Source organism: Nostoc edaphicum CCNP1411 (assembly GCF_014023275.1).
GTDB classification, from domain to species: Bacteria; Cyanobacteriota; Cyanobacteriia; order Cyanobacteriales; family Nostocaceae; genus Nostoc; species Nostoc edaphicum_A.
In genome coordinates this window covers 2,615,141-2,638,567 of sequence record NZ_CP054698.1, presented here as the reverse complement: position 1 = coordinate 2,638,567, position 23,427 = coordinate 2,615,141, and the positions used below count along the sequence as shown (strand labels likewise).

The window sequence follows — 23,427 nt, the reverse complement described above, 5'->3', positions numbered from 1 at the left end:
CTCTCCGAAAGGTCGATAGGCTTTAATTTTTGCTGCCCTTCCAGCAACAAAAGTTTTTCCGCTTCCCTCTCCTCGTAGGAGAGGGTTAGGGAGAGGTAGGGAAGGGGTTGGGGGTTAGGTCTGAGAGAAAGTCGCACACGGTGTTAATTATTCTCCTTATCCCCTTGTCCTCCTCATCTGTTTCATCCCCGTACTGTCACCGGATGGCTAACAATGCCTCCGTATAGCAATCCAGAATCATTCCACGGAACTGTACTCGGTTGTGTATTACCTAAATTGTCAGTAGCACGAGCTTGGAGAAAATATTCCCCAGGAATTGGGTTCCATTCAATGTCCCAGCGTACCCATGCAAATGGAAAGTTTGGTTCTCTGAGTCGTGCGAATTGCCAAGTTTTACCGCCATCTAGGCTGACTTCCACACGCGTAATCTTTCCTTTCCCAGACCAAGAACGTCCACGCAGTAAGTGAGTTCGAGCCGAAAGTGTAGCAGGCCAAGCCAACTCGAAAGCGCTCTTAACATTTTGATAGGTAATCAGCTTACCTTTATATGGTGCGATCGCTGGATAATCTGCACCAACCAGCACCATTTGCTCTGTCACCCACTGGGTATATATCGGTGTTTCCGAAACTTCAATCCGCTCAATCCATTTAACGTTGGCGTTTCCTCCCCAACCAGGGAATAAAACACGGCATGGCTGACCGTGATCTGGAGGTAATGGTTCTCCGTTCATTGCATAGACAACGAGCGAGTTATCTGCTAATGCCTTACTAATTGGAACTACACTGCTGAACTTGGATTTATTTGTCTCCTTTGAATCCAGCGAATCCACATCTGCACCCTCTACTAGTACATCTTTCGCTGTGGCTTTCAATCCAGCTCGCTCTAATAACATGCCAAGCGGTACACCAGTCCACTCAGCCACACCAATAGCTCCAAGTCTCCATTTTGCTCCAGAGAGTGGTGTGTTGTAAGCTTCTTCAAAGAAGCGCCGACCATTAGCAGCACACTCAATAGCACAAGTGACTGAGATGGACGGCATGGCAACGATTTCATCGTAAGTGAACTCACAAGGTGCAGAAACGCCAGTTCCGTGAATCTTCAAACGCCATGTAATCGGGTCAAAAGGGGGAGGTGTATGGCGGTTGTGAACATAGAACCAATCATTTGGTACTAAATAACCACGCCCATACATTGCTTCCCAGTTCATCTCTAATGTGCCTTTGCTATGAGAGATATACCCTGGTGGCAATGGCTTAAGTATTTTACTGCCTTTAGTTTTAATAGCTGTCTGGCTGTGAGCAGGTGCAGGTTTAGCTAACCCAGCGACGGCTGTTGCACCAACCATAGTGGCTAGTATTTTTAGAAAGCGCTGGCGCGAAATACCTGCATCTGTACTTTTTTGCCAGATACACTCATCAACCCGTGCCTGTAAGTAATCTTCCTGATCAAAGAGGTTTTCATCGCTCAAGCTATTACCCCCTTTTAATTCGTAATTCGTAATTCGTAATTAAGGCACAGAGAATAAGGCTTGATGAAGGAGCAGGGGAAATAGGGGAAGAACTATTGCCCAATGCCCAATAAATGCCCTATGCTCTGAAAAAACTAGCTGTTTATTGCTTGTCCAGACACCAGTCATCTGATCTTGTGTGTAGTTGGGCAAATAATGAGTCAATCCGTTTTTAGCTATTTGAGCGATCGCATCTATAAAGCGATCGCAGTCTTCCAATGTATTATATACAGCAAAGCTGGCTCGGATAATACTAGGAATGTTGCGCGTAATTCCTCTGTCTACTTCCTTGGCAATCTCACAGTCTTGCTCGTCTGAAATATTCTTGAGTTTGCGAATGTATTCATAAGTGCAGAAAGCCCCAGCCCGAACCCCAATGCCATATTCTTGTGCCAGAATTTCTGCTACTAAGCGTCCATCAAACCCATCAATATCAAAGGGAATAACATGGGCTAAATTATCTCCGGGAATATGTACTTTGACCCCAGGAATCAGCCCCAGCCGTGTATATGTGAATTCAACTAGAGAGTGTTCATACTGGGCGATGCGATCGCGTCCTAATGCTTCGATAATTTCAATCGCCTTAGCAATGGCGATCGCACCCATTGCGTTTGGTGTTCCAGGGTCATGGGCCCGTTCTGTATAAAAACGTTTTATTTCTAGGTTTCTGGTGATATAAGGCAGGTTTCCACCCCCGATTTGATAAGGGTAGGAGCTATCAAAAAATTCCTTTGGCCCCAGCAAAACCCCAGTTCCATAAGGGGCATACATTTTGTGTCCAGAGAAAGCCACAAAATCTAAATGACATGGGTCATCATCTGCACCCATGTTTACTTGTTCATGCTGAATTAACTGACACACATCGGCAAATATCTTTGCACCATACCGATGTGCTAAAGCTGCAATTTCGTAAATCGGGGGCCTGTAACCTGTAATTGTTGAAGCACCTGTAATAGTTACTAACTTAATTTGCTCGGCTTCGGGGAGATTTTGATGTGCCTTGAATATATCCTCAATTTCTGCAACACTTACACTTCCATCCGGCTGAGTTCTGTACTGCACAACTTCGTCTCTAGTGACCCAAGGTAACAGGTTGGATGAATGCTCAATATCAGAAACTAAGATTTTCCCAGGTTTTTTTGCCCAAAGTGTGGCGGCTCCATTAATTGCTTCTGTTGTATTCTTCGCAAAGATTACATAGTTGTCTGAAGATGACCCGACAAAATCCCGAATCACGTTCCGACTAGCGTCATATTCTCGTGTCGTAATGACGGACTTTTGCCCAGAACCTCGATGCACACTGCCATAAGTGTCAAGCATTTCATCCACATGCTGCTTAAGGGTTGCAAAGGGAGTGGTTGTAGCTCCATTATCCAAGTTGACGTACTTGACATATTTTCCGTTAAGAGTTTTCACCTTAAAAGATAGAGATTCATCTGTGAATAACGGTCTGATTTCTTTATCCCAAAAACTGTCAAAATTTTCTGCAACCAGCGGTAATTGGGCAGCTTCTTGCTTTATATTTGCGCCCATTGCAAGTACGTCAGTCATCTTTAGCACCCCTATTTTAAATTTGGATTTTTTGGACAAGCCTAACTGCCACAACGCTTTAGTTCGCGCCACATTTATATAAATAGGCAGTAATCATGGTCTTTATAACTACTTTGTTGCTAGTGAAAAACTCGGTTATTCCAATTATTCTTTAATAAGTTAATTAAAAATGATATCCGCACTAGTACTTAATTAAAATCAAAACTACGTCAATAAAAATACAATGTAAATAATATTGATAAGTAGTCAAGTATACTTTAGACAATTTTCTTGTGGTCATTAAAGAAACTTGACATATTGAAGGTAAGTTGATATGAAAAGTCTCTCACTAACTAAGCCTGGAATTGCCGACTAGGACTGTATTTACTGAGAAAAAAGCCCATACTAAGTTGAGATTACTCTTTAAAAAAAATTTATTAATTTACTTAGGTAGTTTGCTACCCTTTTAAGAACTATTTATAAGTATTTATTCGCATTTGTCACAATTTCCTAACATTGCAGTTATGGCAGAAGCTCTTAGTTGTTTGCTGACATTAAATAGCGATCGCTCAGATTACAGAATTATCATCAAATAGTAGATACTTGTATCGACATCTATCTTAAGTAAGAAATAAGTCAGTACAAAATTGTGTTGAAGAAGACATTTTTGATTTATATCTTAAGACGGATGCGGTTACAAAAAATAAACTATAAGGTGAGGCAGTTTTTTCATGTAGAAAAACTTCATCAGCTAATAAAGCTTAGTTTTTAACGCATTAGGTTTCTCCTCCCTCCCGCCTACCCTCGAAGGCAGCCCAAGTTCCCCTTCCACCTCTTCTTGACGGGGCAGAGCATCATAGTGTTATAACGGCATCAGTCTAGATACAAAATAGGGAACACCAATTGATGATTAATTGCTGGTGCTTGGAGAGAGTTAAACTTAGCTTCTAGAGCAAACCCTGATTAGACACAGTTAATAAGCAATGCTAATGCCAGCACTGCTGAATATTTTTAAGCGGGTGAGTCAAGAGTGATGAATGAAGCTGACACCTCAAACAAGGGGGCTGTGATGGAATCCCTAAATTCTGCTAATTCGCCACAATCAGAGCAGGCGAGTTGTCCCTTTTACTCAGTTGTGCCTAATGACAATATGACAGTTAGAAAACTGCCACTCCTCATGCCAGCTGAAGATACACAATTTTCACAAGATACTACCCAGCAGGACTGGGTTGCAGAGCCTGAAAGCGACAAACAGGCACTTATTGACTCGGAATTTCAGAACCTGCTGGCATTGAACGAAGAATTACGTGCAGCTAACAATAACTTGTATGAACAAGTAGAGCAGCTAAAAGACAACCTAACTGAGTCAGAAAAGGTTTTGCAGTGGCAGAAAACGCGTTCCAGCGTTAGTGAGTCGATGCTCAACCAACATACCCAGGAACTGGCGGCGGCTCAAGAACAGATAAAGTCTTTATTTCAACAATTAGAAACTGCTGTACAAACTGTTCAACGCCAGGAAATTTTCATTGATACTTATAAAGCACAGCTCCAAATTAGCCAACAACGCCTTGCCCAGCTAGAGCGAGAATGTACATTGTTACACACTAACAACAGCGAACAGTCTCAGCAGCTATTGCAGTCAGAAACTGCTTGTCGGGAGTTACGTACTAGACTGATGCGACAGCAACGCCAGACGCTGCAATTCAAAGCAGCTCTAGAAAAATGTTTAGATACATCGGTTCCTAGCTATGACTCCCTAGAGGATGCTGCAAAACATCCTAAAGATATAACTAGTGGACAAGGAAGATTCTCTAGAAAAGCTCGGTCTTTATTTCCGAATGCACATCCAATTCAACCTTGGTCAGCAGAACCAGAATCTTTGAGTGATGATCTAGATAATTCTTGGGGCGAACCCTCAGCACCAATCCCATTCCAAAGAAATGAAGCCACTCCGACGCCATCATCTCCTTGGAACTGGACAGTTAAGAAAGATACGCCAACACCAACACAGCCAGGATCATCTCCAGAAATTGATGATTCTTCAGATACAACGGAAGTTGTTTCACCTTTGGGTTCATCTTCATCAAATTTAGATCAGCAATTAGATAGTCTAATCCAAATGTTTTTTACTTCCCAGCCTGCATCAGTATCACCACCACCACCTGCGAAAACTGATGTAGGTGATTCCCCCATCTGGGAGACTTTAGCAACAATCTTAGAAGACGATGAAGAACTAGAAAATCCACAGAAGGAGCAGTTGGAGGCAGAAATAGATCCCCCTGCAACTACCTCTAATTCTTGGACAACAGATTCTGTGCTTTCACCAGCCAATAACTTACCGATTTCCTCCACTCCACCTGACACTGAGACACCTCTTGGAGAAACTGAAGACTACTGGTCAGAAGTTTCCCAATTGTCACAGTTAGAATTGTCGGCAACTGATTTCTCCCCAGAATCATTAGGTGATAACACCAATGATGCTAATTCACCCTCACCTGTGGTTTATCCCCAGCGTCCACCCAAGGGGCGTAAGTCATTGGCATCTGTAGAACTGCCGAATTTTCGCCCCAAGAGTTAAGAGTGCTGAGTGCTGAGTGCTGAGTTAGGAGTTAGGAGTTGGAAGTTGGGAGTTGGGAGTTGGGAGTTGGGAGTCAAGTGAGTAATGCCCCATGCCCAATGCCCCATGCCCAATGCCCCATGCCCCATGCCCCATGCCCAATGCCCTATGACTAATGACTAATTCTTACTTCTGGCTTCGGAATTATGGCTTCTGGGTTGGATTTTACTACCTGACTGCGCGATCGCGGTTTGCCTGTGGCGATCGCATAGTTAATCGCCAATAGCCACAGCCACAAGCCCGGATTCCGGGGTTCTAGCCAAAAACCTACCCGATTCAAGAAGCGCGGCAACCACGGACTCAGCAAAGCGCTGATTAGGGCATGACGACCAAAGTTGAAATAACTACCAAGCCATCTGAGCAAATCCCTGGGCCCAGCAAGTTCCCAAATCCATAAAAGCAAGGCAGGATTTTTCCTAGCGGCTTTAAGCGCGAGGCGGTTAAAGGTTAACCAATCACACCGATCTTTGATGAAGTTATCTGCTACCTCTGGCGGTTCGTCTGCCAACAGCCCAAAAAAGGTGTTGAGCATGGAGTTAATCCGCTGGGGTGGTAAAAATTTTCCTGTGGGTACCATCATCCCTTTGGAAAATAGCCAAGTCACTGAAACGTTGCTTTGGTAAGCGCGTATTTGGTTCAAGTGGCGGAAACTCAACAAGTCATGTTTGAGAGCAGTATCCAACAGCATTGTTAAGCGCTCTAAGTTGCGAACTAGGGAACCAAAACCGGTGAAGACGAGGGGAGATTGGAGTGATGCGGCATCACCGATCGCAATCAATCGATCAAAGGCAACTGTGCGATCGCGACTTCCCAGACTAAAATGCCCAGGTATATACCCAAATGTCGGCTTCTTCCACACCAATTTGTCCATATCGCACCTGCGATACTCTGGCAAAATTGTGAAAAAGTCCTCGTACATCTCTAGCAAGGAACCGGGATTTTCAGCATTGACTTCGTGGTAATGAAATAAATAAATCGTTAGTTCATCATCTGCTGCGGGAAACAATTCCCAAATCAACTGCCTTCCCCGCGAAATATCCCCATGACTGTAAAGAACGTCCCCATATTGGGAATCCCATACTCCTGGCTCAAATCCGCTCTGAATTGCCGCTCCCACTGTTGGACACACACTATCAAAAGCACGACCACCATTTAATTGCCAAGCGATGGGGGACGCAGTTCCCATTGCATCTATTAGCAATCGTCCACTTACTTGCTTCTCAATCTGACTGGGCAAGTGCTTGACTTGCAAAACTACTTGTGATATATCAATATCTGCACGGATAAACTCTGTTTCATCCCAAATTTCACCGCCAGCCGCTTCCAGTTTTTGCCCACACATTTGGAGCCATTTTTCGGAATCTAAACCTAAATTTAGGACTGTGGGTGTGTGGAGGACGGGCGATCGCAGTTTGGCTGGATTATTAGCATCAAAAAACTTATTGAATCCGTCTTTGTATTCTCTGGCAATGATGGTTTCTAACTCAGCGGGGGTGACTAAACCCAGATTAACCAAGCTTTGAATCTCATCGCGGGAAATATTCCATTCTCGGTTCATTCGCCCAAAGGGCATCCGTTCCACCAGCAGGACTTTATATCCTAGTTTTGCCATCAGTGCTGCATGGATTGCGCCTAATGCGCCACCGATGTAGATGATGTCGTACTGAGGATTAGGGATTAGGGATTGGGTATTGGGATTACCTTTTACCCAGTTCCCAGTCCCCAGTCCCCTGTCCCCTTGACTGGAAAACACCACCTGCCGGGGTTGCTGCGGATTCCGTACCCCTTCGCGCCATCGTTGTTCCCACCAGTAGGCACGCGTTAGATCATATTCACCGTTAGGCATTTTCTGAAAATACTTGACGGTGAGGGGGTAAGCAGAGCCTAGTGCTGCGAAAATCGATTGCTGGGATAAATCAATTGCTGGCGGTTCTGGGTAATGATGCGGAAAACGGCTTCTGATTTCTTTAGTCAGGCGTTGCAGAATTTGTCCTTCACAGGGAAAGGGTTGTTCTGCCCAACGAAACACTTTTAGATAAGTAGTTCGTTGTACCGACCAGACAAATACCGAAAGTTCCGCAGGCAAGTTTTCGGAAAGAGCCACTCCAATAGTTGTAGTAGCACTGGGTATTTTGAGGCGAAAGCCTTCCGAGGTAAGCACTTTTTCTCCATTGCCGGGTTCAAAATCTGTTTGTAACCAGTTACGCACAGTTGCTATATCCGGAGTTGGAATTTCTAAATAAAGGATTTCTCTCATCTTTTCCTGACATCTCCGATCAATCTACTCACTAAGACAGATTTTATTAAGGCACAAAGTAAGGTACACTCCGCCCTAACTAGCTTCGTAAAGATTCAGTGAAGAAATTTTAAGAGTTTGTCAAATTTATTGTTCATTTTGTATTTCTGTAAACCCACGCCATGAATTATCCCATTCCAGACAGTCCCCAAGAAATTATTGACCTACGACAACAGCCGATTGATGAAGAACTAGTTGCTAGTGCGATCGCTGGAGTTATTAAAATTGTCCGCGCTCAAGGTCAATCTTTGGAAGAATTAACCGCTCAGTTGCTAGCAGATGATTCACTGCTGGATCAGCAACAACGTCGCTGGTTGAGCCAATTAGTAGCTCAATCCTGGGAAAATTTCTCCTAAAACCTTGTATATGATAAAGTTTTTGTCGCAGCATTAGATTTCTAGGTCTGTACCTAAATGTTAGCGATGCCTGCGGCGGGCTGCGCCTACGCATTTTAGGTATAGGAGTAACATGCCTAGAATTGGCAATTGGGTTGCTATTTTTGCATTTAAGGCACAAAAGGCACTAACTTAACCATATCAGCACTGGGCACTAGAAACTCAATCAGATGCGTCAAAGCCAGCCTAAAAATAGAATTACTCAAAACGGTTAGCCTTCTGGATTAGTTGCCAAATCAGCCAGTTTTTTTCAAGTAAATCGAAGGGTTGGAATTTCAATGTTTCATGTCGATTCACCTGATAACGATCATCGGCGCTAAACACATTGCTAATCTTACTGATGAAGGGTGATGTGGATTCTTCAGTTTTTTAGTGGTTCAGATAAGCCTTTTTCTCTTCCCCTGCACCTCTTACCGGCCTCAACGGATAATTCCCTTAAGTGAACCGTATTGGGTTAAAGGGCGGTTAAACGCCAAAAGTTAGATTCAAGTTTCTAACGCATTATCAGATTTTTTCTTTTCCCTAGTTGTTTAGGTAAGATTGTTTTTCACGAATCATTGAAAAGTATTTAAGTAAAACTTATAAAAAAAAACTAATTAATTTATATAGCTTATTTATTATCTTAACTGTCTTAACTGTCCTTGCATTCTTATTAAAAGTCTGAGACGTTAAGAAGCGTTAAGTGTGGTGTTATGCATTCCAAGCAATTTGGAGAGTTTAAACAATGATAACCACAACAGCTAGCAAATTAGCAGCAAATACCTGCAAGCTTGAGCAAGTCTTTGTTAGTGCTGGAAAACTGCCTATCAGCTACCTACAAGTGCAGACCGTTTAGTAATAGAGTTTAGGAATTGGTTCGATCGCTATTGTCACGGACAACTACCTTGGAGCGAAGTTGGAATCAATGTTTCACCAAAACGGAATATCAATAGCGATCGCCAGCAAATCCTTGATCGCTACAAACAACACACCCCAATACTGCTCGGTTAAGGATTTTTAACTCGGAATTGGGTTTGGGGTAAAGGTTAAAGGGTAAAGGTTAAAGGTTTTTTCTTTCCCCTTTCCCCCGCCCCTTATCCCCAGAGGGGGCCCCACCTTCCCCTTTTCCCCAAAACCCGACAAGTATTGCAACACACCCAACATTGTCGTAGCTGTCGAGAAGCATTTTTGGTTGTGCAACGCTTGCAAGCAGTGCTTTTAATCTACTTTGTGATTACTGTTTGCGCTGTTGCTCTCCTTCCCGATCTATGGTGTACACACAAGTATGAAATCGCTAATTAACCAATGTTTCACCCCACCCTAAACCTCCCCGATGCATTGGGGAGGGAACTAGATTTTTCTTGTTTCCCCTCTTGGCAAGGGGGGATTAAGGGGGGTAATTTGACTTGTGTGTACACCGTAGCCTTCCCGATGGATTACAACTGACTCTGGGTTTACCCTTAATAGCGATCGCACTATTAGGTCTAGGAGCTTACGCTTGGGTGAGATTCTGGGTTCATCCAAGATTTTACTTTGTGGACTACATCCATGCACACAGATAGAAGCAACTTTCAGGCACTTTTGCAGTAGTTCCCTGCTGAAATTCAATAAATGAGCCAACAGATACTCACAAGATGAATATATTAATTATCCTGGGTGAAGTCATATTTTTAATAGTCTTTTTCTCGCTGTTGAACTGGCTGATTGGCATAATCTTTAAGCAGGTTACTAAAGTTTCTTGGCTTCAAGGAATAACTGCAAATATCACATTCCTGCGCCGGAGTATCAGCAGACTTTTAATTTTAATTTCTGTGATTCTATGTCTTGTGCTGATTGGTGTGAATGGGATGGTGATTTATCGAGGTGGAAACCTTCAGGAATTTCAACTTAATCTTATTCGCAGTCTTCCTACTCAATTTTGGATCAATATTTTTACGGCAAGCTTGAAAAGTGTAAGTTTGCTATTGCTAGTTAAATTTAGCATACCACCTTTAAAGCGTGGTATAGATTGGGTCTGCAATTACGCAAAGAGAGCCGATCAAATAAAAGCTAATGATGAGAGTACTGAGGCTTTTTTTAAAGTTTTAAAAAGAATTATTATTCATACTCTCTGGATATCTTCTTTTATCATCTGTGCTAAATTTCTCTACCTCCCAGAAGTCATTCCCAAGTATATTTACATCGCTTTAAAAATATACATCATAATTACAATTGGTTTACTAATTATTAAAGCTGTTACTACCATAGTTGATACTCTCGACGCACTGAGTCTTAAATACTCTAATTCTGACAATCTACTGCGTTTATACGAGCGTTTATGCCATTTAATTCCCCTCTTCAAAAAATGTTTGGAATACATCCTCTATGTTGGCATAGTAAATCTTGTTGTTCCAGAAATAGAATTTATCGCTTGGATAAATGCTTATACACCTAGAATTGTGCAGATTATTGGGGTTTATTTTATTAGCAATGTTTTGATTGAAGTCGCTTACTTTATTCTTGATGAGTTCTATTTAAGAACTACAAATTTAAATGACTCACAGCAACAGAAACGGCTGACGCTGATTCCCTTAATACGGAGTTTTGCCAAATATTTCATCTACTTCACTGCCGGAGTTACTATACTCAAGCTGATTGGCATTGATCCTGCGCCTATATTAGCAGGTGCGGGAATTGTGGGTATAGCAGTTGGTCTTGGAGCGCAAAACCTAATTAATGATGTTGTTAGTGGATTTTTGATTTTATTTGAAAACTATTACTTGGTTGGTGATTATGTTGAAGCCGGCAAAATGGAAGAGAGAAGTGTTGAGGGGATTGTAGAGGCGATTGAATTGCGAACCACTCACCTCCGTCATCCTGATGGTCAATTGCAAATTATTCGTAATGGGGATATTGGATCAATTGTCAATTTCTCTAAACAGTATATATATGCAAGAGTGGAAGTTAGCGTTTCATATAACTCCAATTTAGATCATGTGTATAGAGTGGTTGACAAGGTAGGACAGGAGTTAAAGGCGGATGAACAGGATGTTATAGAACCCACGCGGGTAGCTGGAATAGAAAATTTCGGCGAGAATAACCTATTGCTGCTGACGCTGACAAAAGTCAAGCCTGGAAAACACCTTCATATTCAGCGTGTTCTCCGCAAGGTATTAAAGGATACTTTTAGTCAAGAAGAAATTGAAATTTGTGGTTTTTCCAAGAATTGATACTAATAGGGTTGCACGAAAAAGGGAGGCGATCGCCTCCCTTTTTCATTGATCAGTGTAAAATTTATTTACACCATTGAGTGCTATTTGTCAACTAGAAGCTTTCACCGCCGCTTCCGCTTGGGAGTGTAATAACAAACCGTATTCCAAGCCCTCCACCACAGCTTGATAGGAAGCCGCCAAAATATTGGTAGAAACCCCTACCGTCGTCCAGCGTTGGCGACCATTGCCCGATTCTACCAACACACGAGTTTTTGCCGCAGTGCCCGTGTGTCCGTTGAGAATCCGTACTTTGTAATCTGTCAAATCAAAGGTTGCAATTTGGGGATAAAAGTTCACCAAAGCCTTGCGTAACGCTGCATCCAAAGCTGCCACGGGGCCGTTACCTTCCGCCGCCTCCAAAATATTTTTCCCTTCAACAGCGACTTTGACAGTAGCTAGGGCATTGCTAGTTTCTTTCCCCTCAATCAAGTCACAGTGGACTTGGAAACCTTTGACTTCAAAAAACTTCTGGCGATCTCCCAAAGCTTCGTGCATCAACAGCACAAAACTAGCCTCGGCTGCTTCAAATTGAAATCCTTCACTCTCCAAATCTTTGAGGCGCTGGAGAATTTCCCTGGCCTCTGCCTTTTGCTGATCGAGTTCAATGCCAAAACTGCGGGCTTTGGCTAAAACATTGCTGAGTCCAGACTGTTCAGAAATCACAATGCGGCGACGATTTCCGACTTGTTCCGGTTGAATGTGTTCGTAAGTCAGGGGATTACGTTCCACAGCTGATACATGAATACCGCCCTTATGGGCAAAAGCCGAACGTCCCACAAAGGGAGCATGTTCATCTGGCGCGAGGTTGACGACCTCACTCACAAAACGACTAGCTTCTGTAAGTTGTGTGAGCTGGTCTTCTGTGATACAACTGTAACCCGCCTTCAGTTGTAAATTGGGAATTAACGAACAGAGGTTAGCATTACCGCAACGTTCACCATAACCGTTAATTGTGCCCTGTACCATCTTTGCCCCTGCCATCACGGCAGCTATTGCGTTAGCAACCGCCATTTCCGAATCGTTATGAGTATGAATTCCAATTTGGGGCATTGGGGATTGGGCATTGGGCATTGGTGATTGGGTAGATTCTTTCCCCATGCCCCATGCCCCATGCCCCATGCCCCATTCCCCAGTCACCTTGACTACATCTTGAACAATTTGGCTAATTTCGTGTGGTAAAGTGCCACCATTGGTATCACAGAGGACTAGCCATTCAGCACCAGATGCGATCGCAGCCTCTAATGTCTGTAAAGCATAATCTCGATTGTGCTTGTAGCCATCAAACCAATGTTCGGCATCGTAGATAATGCGACGACCTTGAGAACGGAGGTACTCAATAGTGTCGCGAATCATCGCCAAATTTTCTTCTAATGTCGTCTTGAGTCCTGTTGTCACATGTAAATCCCAAGACTTACCAAAAATCGTTACCCAGCGAGTTCCCGCAGCCAAAATATCCTGTAGCATCGGTTCGGTGGCAGCAGTAGAATTGGGGCGTCGAGTCGAACAAAAAGCAACAATTTCAGCTTGTTTTAGCGGATCTTCTTGAAGTTGCCAGAAAAATTGTACATCCTTGGGATTGGCACCAGGCCAACCGCCTTCAATGAAGGGAATTCCCAGTTGATCAAGTCTACGGGCAATGCGTAACTTATCTTCTATCGATACCGATAGCCCCTCGCGCTGAGTGCCATCCCGTAGTGTAGTGTCATAGAGCCAAAGTTGAGGTGAGGAATTTGTGGTCATAAAACTGGGACCGACGAGACAACTTTCGAGGCAATGTGTCAATATACAACAAAAAGCCAGTTTGGCAATTTAAAAATGCCTAAAGTACTAGCTGAAGGTAAAACAATTGATTGCGAACAGGGAAGCAATCTCCGAAAAATTTTGCTGCAAAATAGTATTGAACTCTACAATGACGGTGCTAAGGTAATAAACTGTCGGGGCATTGGCAGTTGCGGTACCTGTACGGTTAAGGTAGAGGGCAAAGTATCAGCAGCGAATTGGCGTGATCGAGCACGGCGTTCGCTTCCTCCCCATTCTCCTACAACAGACTTGCGTTTAGCCTGTCAAACTCAGGTTTTGGGCGATGTGAAAGTGACAAAGTTTGATGGATTTTGGGGACAAGGTTCTCGAATAGTGTGGACACCAAAAGGTTAAAAAGGAGTTAAGACAAGATGGGTAGATGGACACCCTTAATTTTAATGGCTGGAGGTTTAGCCATTCTGCTTGGTACATTACTGGGCATCAACTTTCCTATGGGCGTACAAAGCGCTAACGCTCCCAGTGACAAGAAATCACAAGTCCTGCCAGCTAATATCAATGTTAATAGCAGTGCTGGCAGCAAGAATGAGGAAACTGCAACTGAAGGAAATGAAACTGCTGAAACTAACGAACCCAGACGTAGTATTGTAGCTCCAAGACCTGACAACAGGAGTAGCGTTGCTCAGAATCCTTCTGATGACTCAACATCACCTGCTGACAGTACAACAGATGGCACAGATACTTCTGGAACAGACACGCCATCAAGCGATGTCAATCAAGGCAACGAACCAATTCGAGCTTTATGGTAACTGAACAGTGCTAAGTTCTGTTAGCGGTAGCGGGGCGTTTAGCTCGTAACGAGTGCTGAGTAAAAAATAAAATTAATTGCACTCAGCATTCCTGATGAAGATAGATCCGTCTTTAGTTACGAGTTATAAGTTATAAGTTATGAGTTATTAGTTATGAGTTATTAGTTATGTACTAATGATAAATGGCTAATGATAGATGACTAATGACTAATGACTAATGACTAGTGAGACTGTAATTATTGGTGGCGGCGTTATTGGTTTAGCGATCGCCATTGAACTAAAACTGCGCGGGACACAGGTCACCGTGCTTTGTCGTGACTTCAAGGCTGCCGCTACCCACGCCGCCGCTGGGATGTTAGCACCAGATGCGGAAAACATTTCTAATGAGGCAATGCGCTCCTTATGTTGGCGATCGCGTGCTTTATATCCTGACTGGACGCGCAAATTAGAAGAACTGACCGGCTTAAATACTGGCTACCGTCCCTGCGGTATTCTCGCACCCCTCTTTGAAGAGGCAGGGCAGGGAGCAGGGAGCAGTGAGCAGGGGGAAAATTCCTCTCCTCTGCACCCTTCCCCCTGCCCCCCTGCCTATTCTCCGGCTTACTGGTTAACCAAAGAGGCAATTCATCAATATCAGCCAGGATTAGGAGCAGATGTAGTAGGTGGGTGGTGGTATCCTGAAGATGCACAAGTTGATAATAAGGCTCTAGCTCAGGTATTGTGGACGGCGGCTGAGTCTGTTGGTGTTGAACTGAAAGACGGGATTACAGTAGAAGCATTTTTACAGCAGCAGGGACAAGTAGTTGGCGTGCAAACCAATGCTGGAATAATTCGCGCCGCGCACTATGTTTTAGCTTCAGGTGCTTGGTCAAATGAATTGTTACCATTACCTGTACGTCCCCGAAAAGGACAAATGCTGAGTGTGAGAGTACCGGAATTTGTACCAGAATTGCCCTTAAAGCGAGTTTTATTTGGACAGAATATTTACATCGTACCAAGACGCGATCGCCTTGTTCTTGGGGCAACCAGCGAAGACGTTGGCTTCATCCCTGACAATACCCCAGAAGGTATTCAAAAATTACTACAAGCTGCTATCCGGCTGTATCCCCAACTTAAGCATTATCCCATCCAAGAATTCTGGTGGGGATTTCGCCCAGCCACCCCTGATGAGTTGCCCATCCTTGGCACTAGCCACTGTCAAAATTTAACCCTTGCTACTGGTCATTACCGCAACGGAATTCTACTTGCGCCCATAACCGCCGCATTGATTGCCGATTTCATTTTGGAACAAAAGTCTGACCCTCTGCTTTCAGATTTTCACTATTCGCGCTTCCAGTCCAAGCCATCTACCTCCACCCCAATGCTGACTAACTCTGCCAATTTCTCTAATGGGCACCGTACCCTAGACACGATGAATCGCGTTTCTACAGATTCCCCATTAATTATTGCTGGTAAAACCTTTCAATCTCGTTTGATGACGGGAACTGGTAAGTATCGCAGCATTGAGGAAATGCAGCAAAGCGTCGCTGCTAGCGATTGCCAGATTGTCACCGTAGCAGTACGACGGGTACAAACCAAGGCCCCCGGACATGAAGGTTTAGCTGAAGCCTTAGATTGGACAAAAATCTGGATGTTGCCCAATACCGCAGGTTGTCAAACTGCTGAAGAGGCGATTCGGGTAGCGCGTTTAGGGCGAGAAATGGCGAAATTGTTGGGACAGGAAGACAATAACTTTATCAAGTTAGAAGTAATACCAGACCTTAAGTATTTACTTCCAGATCCAATCGGGACGCTGCAAGCCGCAGAACAATTAGTCAAAGAAGGTTTTGCAGTATTGCCTTATATCAACGCTGACCCCATGTTAGCCAAGCGCTTAGAAGAAGTAGGCTGTGCTACGGTAATGCCTTTGGCATCGCCAATTGGATCTGGACAAGGGCTGAAAACAACCGCCAATATCCAAATCATCATCGAAAATGCAGGTGTACCAGTGGTGGTAGATGCAGGTATTGGTTCACCCTCAGAAGCCGCTCAGGCAATGGAATTGGGAGCAGATGCCTTGTTGATTAATAGTGCGATCGCACTTTCTCCAAACCCAGCAGCAATGGCTCGTGCGATGAATTTAGCAACAGTCGCCGGTCGTCTAGCATACCTTGCTGGCAGGATGCCTATTAAAGACTACGCCAGTCCTAGTTCACCTCTAACTGGAACAATTACTAGTTAGGGAATGGGGAATGGGGAATGGGGAATGGGGAATGGGGAATGGGGAATGGGGAATGGGAGAAGAGTGTTTTCCCCTTTTCCCCCCGCACCCCACTCCCTCTGCCTCTTTTCAATGCCCCATGCCCAATGCCCCATGCCCCAATAATGTAACGATTTGTCTAGCAGTTTCAGAGCGGATCTAGCATTTATGTAACATTAAATGAACAATAAAGATAAAGGAATTAATTCATGCCCTATACGAATGAAGAAGGCGGTCTTCTGAATAATTTTGCCCGTGAACCAAAGATTTATCAAGCAGAACCTCCCACGGAAGGGCAAAAACGAACTTATATCTTACTAGGAATCGCTGCTACAGCTTTGGTTGTCGGTTTGATTCTAGTCGCCTTCTTTGTTTCTAAGAGCAGTTGAGCATAAAACATTTTAATAAAATTTCAACTTTTTTATAGTTTTTCAGGTTCCAATCTTAAGAGGGGCCTGCTTTTTTATTTTTTGTTAAAATTGAATTAGCAATTAAAGTATAATTACATACTTTATTATTTATGTAGAGATGAAGGCTTAGTTTATCCTAAGCAGCACAATATCTACTTAAAAATAATTTTTATTATGAGTTTAGTCCACTTGGATGCACCCAGAAAGGTGATATACACTGCAATACTTGTCGGTTAAGGGGAAAAGGGGAAGGGGAAAGGGGAAAGGGGAAAGAAAAAACCTTTAACCTTTACCCTTTAACCTTTTCCCCAAACCCAATTCCGAGTTAAAAATCCTTAACCGAGAAGTATTGATATACACTGTGTTTTGGCTCTTTAGCCGCTATGAGCGTGAATGATACTGCACACAACAATAATTCTACTTGGAATCGGCAAGTATACCACCGCCTGAAACTTGCCCTAAGTCTTGGTTTACGACGACAACTTTTTTTAGCTGTATGTGATGATTTACACTTAAGAAATCAGGTAGCAGCCCGTTTGCATTCTACATTGGCTTATCCTGTTGGACAGGTGCTATATCAGTCATCAAATGCTCAGGAAAATAGCACTCCAGCTTATCCGCGATTAGTCACATTGCGTTTGAATTTAAATGATCCCGATCCCATAGTCCAGATTAATCAATGGTTGGCTAATTATCCCCCGCCAATTGTTGGGGCATCAAAAGATACGCCTGGAAGACCTTTTCCAGTACCAGCATTTCAGATTGTAGGCGTGGAGCATCTCACCAAGCAACCAGTTGCGACACAGCGTTTGTTTTTGCACTATCTCCGCTTAAGCGAACAATATTTTTCTACACAAGAATCCGGCAGATTCTTAGAATCTAACTTACTGTTGTGGATACCGCGCCCTTGGTTATCTGCTATTAAGCAATCAGCACCACAATTTTGGCGTTCCAGGACTGGTGTATTTGTGTTTGCTGGAGAACCCACACCAGCAACTCAGAATTCCGGCTATCCAGAACGTTTTTCTAATTCCAGAAGTTTGGATTTAGGAAATATTGAGCAGTCGATTTTAGATGAATCAGTTAACCAAGAAGAACTTAGAACCGCAGCCACCGGGTTAAACTTTGAAAATAATTCCGATTTCCCCGCAGAGATACAAGGGAATGGCATACATAAAACCCAGGAAGTTTCGCCGTCAACAGCAGATTTATTGAAGGTTGCGCCACAACAGCAGGAATCTACTACTAGATATGGTAGTGGGAGTAATAATCAATCGCTGTCGTCTTTATCTTATGTTAGTAGTGAGTTAACGGAGCTAGTAATCGCAACAATCAACACAAATACTACTCAAAATACTGAGAATTATTTACAACCGCAGCAGATTTTGTTGGAGATTGAAAAATTACACGAAAATCTTGTTTCAGCGGAGATACTGGCAGAAGCTTATCATCGATTGGGTACTTTATACCGTCTTCGGATTGAACAAGGAGAGTCAACCCTAGAAAACCTGATGGTAGCAATTATTGCCTATCAGGAAGCAATTAGCTATGACGAAAGCTCACCGCAACTCCCAGATATCTTGAATGATTTGGGTACACTTTACTGGATGTTATACCGTACACCACCCAATTCGGAGGAAGGACAAACTTATATAGATCAGGCAATAGAATTTTATCAGTTGGCGTTAAAGATGATTTCGCCCCAGACACATTTGGAAACTTACGCTCGTGTGCAAAATAATTTGGGGACTGCTTATGGTGACTTAGCTCGTTTTTCTCACCCATCTGAAAATTGGCAGCAAGCAATTTTAGCTTACAGTGAAGCACTCAGCTATCGTACAGCCGATATGGATTCATTAAAGTATGCGGCTTGCCAGAACAATTTGGGTACTGCTTATTGGCATCTGGGTCAATATAATCAACCGATTGTACATTTAAAGAAAGCGATCGCAGCTTACAATGAAGCACTTGTACACTACAACCCCGAAGAGGAGCCGCTTAAGTATGGCATGATTCAAAATAATATCGGTACTGCCTGTTGGAATCTGGCACAATACGAACAACCTGCCCAAAATCTCCAGCGAGCTATAGTTGTCTACACCGATGCTCTCAAGTATCGCACTCCAGCTAATGTTCCCAGTGCTTGCGCCGCTACACAAAATAATCTGGGTACTGCCTACTGGCATCTAGCAAACCTATCTCAGACAACTAAAGAGGCACGGCAAAAGTATCTGAAATTATGTATCAGCGCTTATGAAGAAGCTATAGCTTTGGCTCACTCACTTAGCGGGACTTCTTTAAGTTTTGATTTGCTTGCCTCTTATAATAATTTGGGACTAGCCCATTATCAGCTAGTAATAGATAAGTCTTTTAATGGCGATAAAGCAATACGTTCTCAACACTTAGAAATAGCATTAGATAACCATTTACAAGCCTTAAAGGGATTAAGTAAACAACCAGAGGCTTATCAAACAACCTTCGCTTATGTGGTGAAAACTATTCGTGCTTTTCATAATGAATTAGGGATACAGGGGCAAAATCTAGCTTTATCTAAAGTTCCTAGTCAGTTGTTACCAGAGATTTTGTCAAAATTGTGAAGAAGGCAGGAGGCAGGAGGCAGGAGGCAGGAGGTAGGAGGTAGAAACTCTCTATAATCTGATGCGTGAGTCCTGCATGTTGTACTTCAGTTACTTGCAAACTGCTGCAATTATAAATAAAAATTTAGAGAAGCTATTAATAGCTTCTCTAAAAGGGTTTGACGTTTTTTGAGATAAATCTATGCAGGGTTAGGTTGAGTTCGACTTTGAAGTAGCTGGATAATTGCAGCTTTTTCTAAGATTCCAACTAGAACGCCATTCTCACGAATCACGGGAAGTACAGATAGCTTTTGTTGTTCGAGTAGCTGCATGACTTCCAGCAGAGGTTGATCGGATTGAACTGTGGTAGATTCAGTAATTGGTCGCATGACTTCTTTAACTTGAGTTTCTGACCACATTACTGTTGGGATGCTTCGTAAATTATCAACTGCGATCGCACCTACTAATTGTCCATCATCATCAGTCACTAAGAACCGATGCCAGTTTTGCCCACTGATGACTCGCTCATCGGCAAACTCTCTTAAGCTAAGATTACCAGATACAATCGGGCTGTCATGAGTTACAGCATCTTCGGCTGTCAAACCTGTGAGTTTTTCTTGCACTCTGGCAAATTGAGCCGCATTACCAGCATTTTGCAACAAGAAGAAGCCAATTAACAAATTCCAGATGTTACCGAAGTTGCCAAAGAATAGTAGGGGAACTATACCTGAAAGAATTGCTACCCAACCAAAGATTTGCCCAACTCGACTAGCAAAGGTGACACCTTTATAAGGATTACCTGTAATTTTCCAAACGATGGATTTCAGTATATTTCCGCCATCTAAAGGTAAGCCAGGAATCAGGTTAAATAGAGCTAGTGCCAAGTTAACAGAAGCTAGAACACCAAGAATTGCAGCTAACGGCCCTGATGCAGTGGTAGTAACACCAATCGCTGTAACGATACCGCACAATAGTAGACTTACTATTGGCCCTGCGATCGCAACCCAGAAAGCCTCACCTGGGGTTTTCGACTCTTTTTCTAAACTCGCCAAACCGCCAAATATAAACAGTGTGATGGATTTTACATCAATCCCCTGACGAATAGCAACGAAACTGTGGCCTAATTCATGGGCGACGACAGAGGCAAATAACATCAGCGCTGTCATCAATCCTAGTAGCAAAGCTAATCCCGCAGATAATTGGGGAAATTGTGCCGCCAGTCCACCGCTATAACTCCAAGTTACTAAACCCAGAACTAAAAACCAGGACGGATGGATATAGAAGGGAATTCCGAAGAGATTACCAACGCGAATTGTGCCATTCATGTCGTTCACCTTTGATTTCAGCTTTGAGAAGTTTGTTTTTGTCCTTCTCGATGTCTCTAGTGTAACGAAAGGTTAAGATATTTTAATCTTCGTGACGGTAGTGGTGTCCGTCTGTAAAGGTGCGGTTATTGGTAATCAGGAGGCAGGAGGAAAGAAGTTACTAACAAAAAGTTGTGAGTATAGCACAATACAGTTCAGATAAGACCAAAACACTTGTAGAGACGGCGATTTATCGCGTCTCGAAAACCCACAATTTTGTACAATTAGCCCCTAACTCAAGCGCATTAGGGTATAGCAGCCCACTAGTATAAAAAAATTGTATCAAGAGGCGCTGTCGATGTGATCCAAAGCGTCCTCGATCCTTAAGTGTCGATTCCTTCTGCCTCCTGCCTTCTCACTACCTCTCAATGGCTACATCAGGCAGGCGACTCCATTCATTCCAAGAGCCATCGTAATTCCGAACATTGGGATAGCCCAATAAATACTTCAAGACAAACCAGGTATATCCAGAACGCCCGCCGATGGCACAGTAGGGAAACACTTCCTTATCAGCTGTAATCCCCTTACTGTGATAAAGATTTTTCAATTCGTTGAATGATTTAAAAGTTCCATCCTCGTTGAGAGTTAAGATATGCTCAAGATGGACTGCACCTGGAATATGTCCAGTACGTTCACCTTCTTTTGGTGGTTGATCGAAAAACCACTCACCACAGTATTCTTGAATTGTTCGGACATCTAACAACACGCAATCGCTTCGACCTATCGATGCCTGAACTTCATTATGTAATACTCGCAGATGAGCATCAATACCTCTGGCACGGTAATCAGTAGAAGCAAACGTAGATAACTCAGTTGCTAGTGGACAACCTTCTGATTTCCATTTTTGATAGCCGCCATTGAGAACTCGTACATTTTCGTGCCCAAAGACTTTCAATAACCAGAAAATCCAGGCTCCTGTTCCCGGATAACTGCCATAAGCAATCACTGTGGTGTCATTGGTGATGCCTGAACGTGCCATCAGCTTCTCAAAAGCGATCGCATCCCAATTCACCTTCAAATCAGGCAATAGTAAATCTCTAAAGAAGTTCCAGAAGACAGCACCAGGTATGTGAGCATTTTTGTATGGCTTTGGGCTGATATCCACTTCAATAATACGGACATTTGGATCGTTGAGATGATCTGCAAGCCACTGGGTATCAACGAGAACTGATGGATCGGCGTATTGAGACACTTTTATTTCTCCTGTAATAGCGTGAAAAGAATTGAAACTTGTGTTTTCTCAACGATTTAGTCTTGGTTGTGGTTGGGAAATACGATGTGCGATGTCCGATGCACTAGGGTTGTGGAAATAGAGAATAAGGAAAAGCCGATGAGTGGATGGAACACTGCTAGAGGAAAAGGAGTGTGTAAATGGATTGTGAGAAATTGCAGTCCTAGCAGTACTGGCATACTTGCTGTAAGGCTTTGGATTCTTCGAGGAAACGGAATTAAAAACACCCATACCAATAAAATTAGTGAGAGTCCGCTATATCCTCGCACGAGCCAAATATGTAGATTCCACCAATCAGAGTTGTAAAAGTAAGCCATTCCAACACTGAATACTTGGGTTGCTAAACAGAGATTGAAAAACACTGCTGCGATAAAAAAACTGATTTGAATCCAGCGCTCGGATCTCTGTGTATCATCAATGCCAGAATTTACATTCATGGTTAAGTAATCCAAAAAAGCAAACAAATAGTCATTGGTCATTGATGAATGGCACTAAGTAAAGATACAGCCCTTGCTCTAACTGGTTCCCAGCCTAGAGGCTGGGAAACCATTCTGGGAGGCTCCGCCTCCAGTAGCTTGACAAGAGGCAGAGCCTCTTTAAATGCATTCCCAGCCTCCAGGCTGGGAACAAGACGACACAAGCCTTTGGGCTTTTCTTAGTGCCATTCGGTCATTGATAAAGAGTTTGTTAGTACATACCTTGCAAGAGAGTGGCTAAAAAACTAATGACAAATGACAAAAGCTAGGATAAGTCTGGTTGTTATACTGCGCCTAGACCTCGAAAGGGTACAATTTGCCAATCATGATTGCATTACAAACTCTATTTCATGCAATTGCTCAAGCTAAAGATGAACAGATGTTGCGATCGCACATATCCGTAGAAGTGAGTGAGTATTTTTCAGCTACACGATGTGGGCTGTTCTTCTTTGCCCAAATTTCTCAAATTGACAGCAAGATTCAAAAAACACTGCAAATTGCATTATCACCGCAATACAATCCAGTTGCACGCTACTTGCTAGAACGCCATGCCCCTGTTCATGAAGCTTTGGTAGTAGAACCTAAGACATGGAAGTTGATTTGTCCTCGTGCTGACCACTGGCACGTCATGGCAGGGCCAATTGTCAATAATGGTAAGTTAGTGGGCGTGGTAGGTTTGACCCGTGAGCAAGGAATGCCTGCATTTGATTCACAAAATCTCACAGATTTAAGTGCCATTTGTCTGCACATTTCTACTTGGGTGGCAATGGCGAGATTGCAACAACCACTATTACAGACAGAGCTTTTAACACCTCGTGAAATGCAAATTGCTTCCTTAGTGGCTCAAGGACAAACCAATGCAGAAATTAGTGCTGAACTTTGGATTACTGAAAACTCTGTCAAGCAAGCCTTAAAAAGGATGTTTCGCAAGCTTGAGGTTTCATCTCGTACTCACATGGTTGCAAAGCTTTCCACTGTTTCAAAATAA

Annotated in this window: 19 protein-coding genes and 1 pseudogene; 11 read left to right on the top strand and 9 right to left on the bottom strand. The window is 43.2% G+C overall.

What is annotated here, in order from left to right; all coding sequences use genetic code 11:
- Positions 1 to 182: 182 nt before the first annotated feature.
- Together HUN01_RS13475 and HUN01_RS13470 are read right to left on the bottom strand one after the other, a co-directional pair.
- Entirely contained in the window at positions 183 to 1,469 is a 1,287-nt protein-coding gene (locus tag HUN01_RS13475; protein WP_181931702.1) for a sulfite oxidase, read from the bottom strand.
- Between the two features lie 39 nt (positions 1,470 to 1,508).
- Complete coding sequence (locus HUN01_RS13470) at positions 1,509 to 3,059, bottom strand: aminotransferase class V-fold PLP-dependent enzyme (RefSeq protein WP_238846246.1); 1,551 nt, start codon at positions 3,057 to 3,059, stop codon at positions 1,509 to 1,511.
- Between the two features lie 1,012 nt (positions 3,060 to 4,071).
- Here HUN01_RS13470 and HUN01_RS13465 point away from each other — a divergent pair.
- Entirely contained in the window at positions 4,072 to 5,616 is a 1,545-nt protein-coding gene (locus HUN01_RS13465) for a hypothetical protein (RefSeq protein WP_181931701.1), read from the top strand.
- On the opposite strand, the gene HUN01_RS36075 is transcribed toward HUN01_RS13465, so the two are convergent.
- Together HUN01_RS36075 and HUN01_RS13460 are read right to left on the bottom strand one after the other, a co-directional pair.
- On the bottom strand, positions 5,613 to 5,744 hold the full coding sequence (locus HUN01_RS36075; protein WP_257798169.1) for a hypothetical protein: 132 nt from the start codon (positions 5,742 to 5,744) through the stop codon (positions 5,613 to 5,615). The two genes, HUN01_RS13465 and HUN01_RS36075, sit on opposite strands and share 4 nt — an antisense overlap.
- Before the next feature lie 23 nt (positions 5,745 to 5,767).
- On the bottom strand, positions 5,768 to 7,912 hold the full coding sequence (locus HUN01_RS13460; protein WP_181931700.1) for an NAD(P)/FAD-dependent oxidoreductase: 2,145 nt from the start codon (positions 7,910 to 7,912) through the stop codon (positions 5,768 to 5,770).
- A gap of 161 nt (positions 7,913 to 8,073) precedes the next feature.
- Between HUN01_RS13460 and HUN01_RS13455 the strand changes: the two genes are divergently transcribed.
- Positions 8,074 to 8,307 (top strand): hypothetical protein, encoded by a 234-nt coding sequence (locus HUN01_RS13455; RefSeq protein ID WP_069071020.1) that lies wholly within the window; start codon positions 8,074 to 8,076, stop codon positions 8,305 to 8,307.
- A 237-nt stretch (positions 8,308 to 8,544) separates the two neighbouring features.
- On the opposite strand, the gene HUN01_RS36070 is transcribed toward HUN01_RS13455, so the two are convergent.
- A complete protein-coding gene (locus HUN01_RS36070; RefSeq protein ID WP_257798166.1) occupies positions 8,545 to 8,670 on the bottom strand; it encodes a hypothetical protein in 126 nt (41 codons plus the stop codon).
- 468 nt (positions 8,671 to 9,138) lie between these two features.
- Between HUN01_RS36070 and HUN01_RS35350 the strand changes: the two are divergent.
- The 3 genes and pseudogenes from HUN01_RS35350 to HUN01_RS13445 all read left to right on the top strand — a co-directional run.
- Positions 9,139 to 9,318 (top strand): annotated as a pseudogene (locus HUN01_RS35350) (Rieske 2Fe-2S domain-containing protein); the annotation flags it as partial.
- Positions 9,319 to 9,731: 413 nt separating this feature from the next.
- Complete coding sequence (locus HUN01_RS13450) at positions 9,732 to 9,887, top strand: hypothetical protein (protein WP_181931699.1); 156 nt, start codon at positions 9,732 to 9,734, stop codon at positions 9,885 to 9,887.
- A 72-nt stretch (positions 9,888 to 9,959) separates the two neighbouring features.
- Positions 9,960 to 11,534 (top strand): mechanosensitive ion channel family protein, encoded by a 1,575-nt coding sequence (locus HUN01_RS13445; protein ID WP_181931698.1) that lies wholly within the window; start codon positions 9,960 to 9,962, stop codon positions 11,532 to 11,534.
- 90 nt (positions 11,535 to 11,624) lie between these two features.
- On the opposite strand, the gene cimA is transcribed toward HUN01_RS13445, so the two are convergent.
- A complete protein-coding gene (cimA, locus tag HUN01_RS13440) occupies positions 11,625 to 13,316 on the bottom strand; it encodes a citramalate synthase (RefSeq protein ID WP_181931697.1) in 1,692 nt (563 codons plus the stop codon).
- Positions 13,317 to 13,391: 75 nt separating this feature from the next.
- Between cimA and HUN01_RS13435 the strand changes: the two genes are divergently transcribed.
- The 5 genes from HUN01_RS13435 to HUN01_RS13415 all read left to right on the top strand — a co-directional run bounded on the left by HUN01_RS13435 (position 13,392) and on the right by HUN01_RS13415 (position 19,389).
- A complete protein-coding gene (locus HUN01_RS13435) occupies positions 13,392 to 13,730 on the top strand; it encodes a 2Fe-2S iron-sulfur cluster-binding protein (protein WP_181931696.1) in 339 nt (112 codons plus the stop codon).
- 17 nt (positions 13,731 to 13,747) lie between these two features.
- Entirely contained in the window at positions 13,748 to 14,143 is a 396-nt protein-coding gene (locus tag HUN01_RS13430; RefSeq protein WP_181931695.1) for a hypothetical protein, read from the top strand.
- Between the two features lie 217 nt (positions 14,144 to 14,360).
- A complete protein-coding gene (gene thiO / locus HUN01_RS13425) occupies positions 14,361 to 16,364 on the top strand; it encodes a glycine oxidase ThiO (protein ID WP_181931694.1) in 2,004 nt (667 codons plus the stop codon).
- Between the two features lie 227 nt (positions 16,365 to 16,591).
- Positions 16,592 to 16,771, top strand: coding sequence for a photosystem II assembly protein Psb34 (gene psb34 / locus HUN01_RS13420; protein ID WP_181931693.1), 180 nt, complete (start codon positions 16,592 to 16,594; stop codon positions 16,769 to 16,771).
- A gap of 404 nt (positions 16,772 to 17,175) precedes the next feature.
- Positions 17,176 to 19,389 carry a tetratricopeptide repeat protein gene (locus HUN01_RS13415; RefSeq protein ID WP_181931692.1) on the top strand — a complete coding sequence of 738 codons (2,214 nt, stop codon included), beginning with the start codon at positions 17,176 to 17,178 and terminating at the stop codon, positions 19,387 to 19,389.
- A gap of 179 nt (positions 19,390 to 19,568) precedes the next feature.
- On the opposite strand, the gene HUN01_RS13410 is transcribed toward HUN01_RS13415, so the two are convergent.
- From HUN01_RS13410 to HUN01_RS13400, 3 genes are all read right to left on the bottom strand, one after another.
- The gene (locus tag HUN01_RS13410; RefSeq protein ID WP_181931691.1) at positions 19,569 to 20,693 is read right to left on the bottom strand and encodes a site-2 protease family protein; all 1,125 of its coding nucleotides are present in this window, start codon (positions 20,691 to 20,693) and stop codon (positions 19,569 to 19,571) included.
- A 397-nt stretch (positions 20,694 to 21,090) separates the two neighbouring features.
- Positions 21,091 to 21,924: a sulfurtransferase gene (locus tag HUN01_RS13405; protein ID WP_181931690.1), complete on the bottom strand. Its 834-nt coding sequence runs from the start codon at positions 21,922 to 21,924 to the stop codon at positions 21,091 to 21,093.
- A gap of 56 nt (positions 21,925 to 21,980) precedes the next feature.
- Positions 21,981 to 22,400: a DUF6220 domain-containing protein gene (locus tag HUN01_RS13400; protein ID WP_181931689.1), complete on the bottom strand. Its 420-nt coding sequence runs from the start codon at positions 22,398 to 22,400 to the stop codon at positions 21,981 to 21,983.
- Positions 22,401 to 22,764: 364 nt separating this feature from the next.
- Here HUN01_RS13400 and HUN01_RS13395 point away from each other — a divergent pair, with 364 nt between their 5' ends.
- Positions 22,765 to 23,427 (top strand): LuxR C-terminal-related transcriptional regulator, encoded by a 663-nt coding sequence (locus tag HUN01_RS13395; RefSeq protein ID WP_181931688.1) that lies wholly within the window; start codon positions 22,765 to 22,767, stop codon positions 23,425 to 23,427.

Excerpts from the sequence above, each read along its gene's own strand:
- HUN01_RS13435 (WP_181931696.1), top strand. The coding sequence starts at position 13,392 with ATGCCTAAAGTACTAGCTGAAGGTAAAACAATTGATTGCGAACAGGGA.
- HUN01_RS13410 (WP_181931691.1), bottom strand. The coding sequence starts at position 20,693 with ATGAATGGCACAATTCGCGTTGGTAATCTCTTCGGAATTCCCTTCTAT.
- HUN01_RS13470 (WP_238846246.1), bottom strand. The coding sequence starts at position 3,059 with ATGACTGACGTACTTGCAATGGGCGCAAATATAAAGCAAGAAGCTGCC.
- HUN01_RS13465 (WP_181931701.1), top strand. The coding sequence starts at position 4,072 with ATGAATGAAGCTGACACCTCAAACAAGGGGGCTGTGATGGAATCCCTA.
- HUN01_RS13430 (WP_181931695.1), top strand. The coding sequence starts at position 13,748 with ATGGGTAGATGGACACCCTTAATTTTAATGGCTGGAGGTTTAGCCATT.
- HUN01_RS13400 (WP_181931689.1), bottom strand. The coding sequence starts at position 22,400 with ATGAATGTAAATTCTGGCATTGATGATACACAGAGATCCGAGCGCTGG.
- HUN01_RS13415 (WP_181931692.1), top strand. The coding sequence starts at position 17,176 with ATGAGCGTGAATGATACTGCACACAACAATAATTCTACTTGGAATCGG.
- HUN01_RS13445 (WP_181931698.1), top strand. The coding sequence starts at position 9,960 with ATGAATATATTAATTATCCTGGGTGAAGTCATATTTTTAATAGTCTTT.
- HUN01_RS13395 (WP_181931688.1), top strand. The coding sequence starts at position 22,765 with ATGATTGCATTACAAACTCTATTTCATGCAATTGCTCAAGCTAAAGAT.
- HUN01_RS13460 (WP_181931700.1), bottom strand. The coding sequence starts at position 7,912 with ATGAGAGAAATCCTTTATTTAGAAATTCCAACTCCGGATATAGCAACT.
- cimA (WP_181931697.1), bottom strand. The coding sequence starts at position 13,316 with ATGACCACAAATTCCTCACCTCAACTTTGGCTCTATGACACTACACTA.
- HUN01_RS36075 (WP_257798169.1), bottom strand. The coding sequence starts at position 5,744 with ATGGGGCATGGGGCATTGGGCATGGGGCATTGGGCATGGGGCATTACT.
- thiO (WP_181931694.1), top strand. The coding sequence starts at position 14,361 with ATGACTAGTGAGACTGTAATTATTGGTGGCGGCGTTATTGGTTTAGCG.
- HUN01_RS13455 (WP_069071020.1), top strand. The coding sequence starts at position 8,074 with ATGAATTATCCCATTCCAGACAGTCCCCAAGAAATTATTGACCTACGA.
- psb34 (WP_181931693.1), top strand. The coding sequence starts at position 16,592 with ATGCCCTATACGAATGAAGAAGGCGGTCTTCTGAATAATTTTGCCCGT.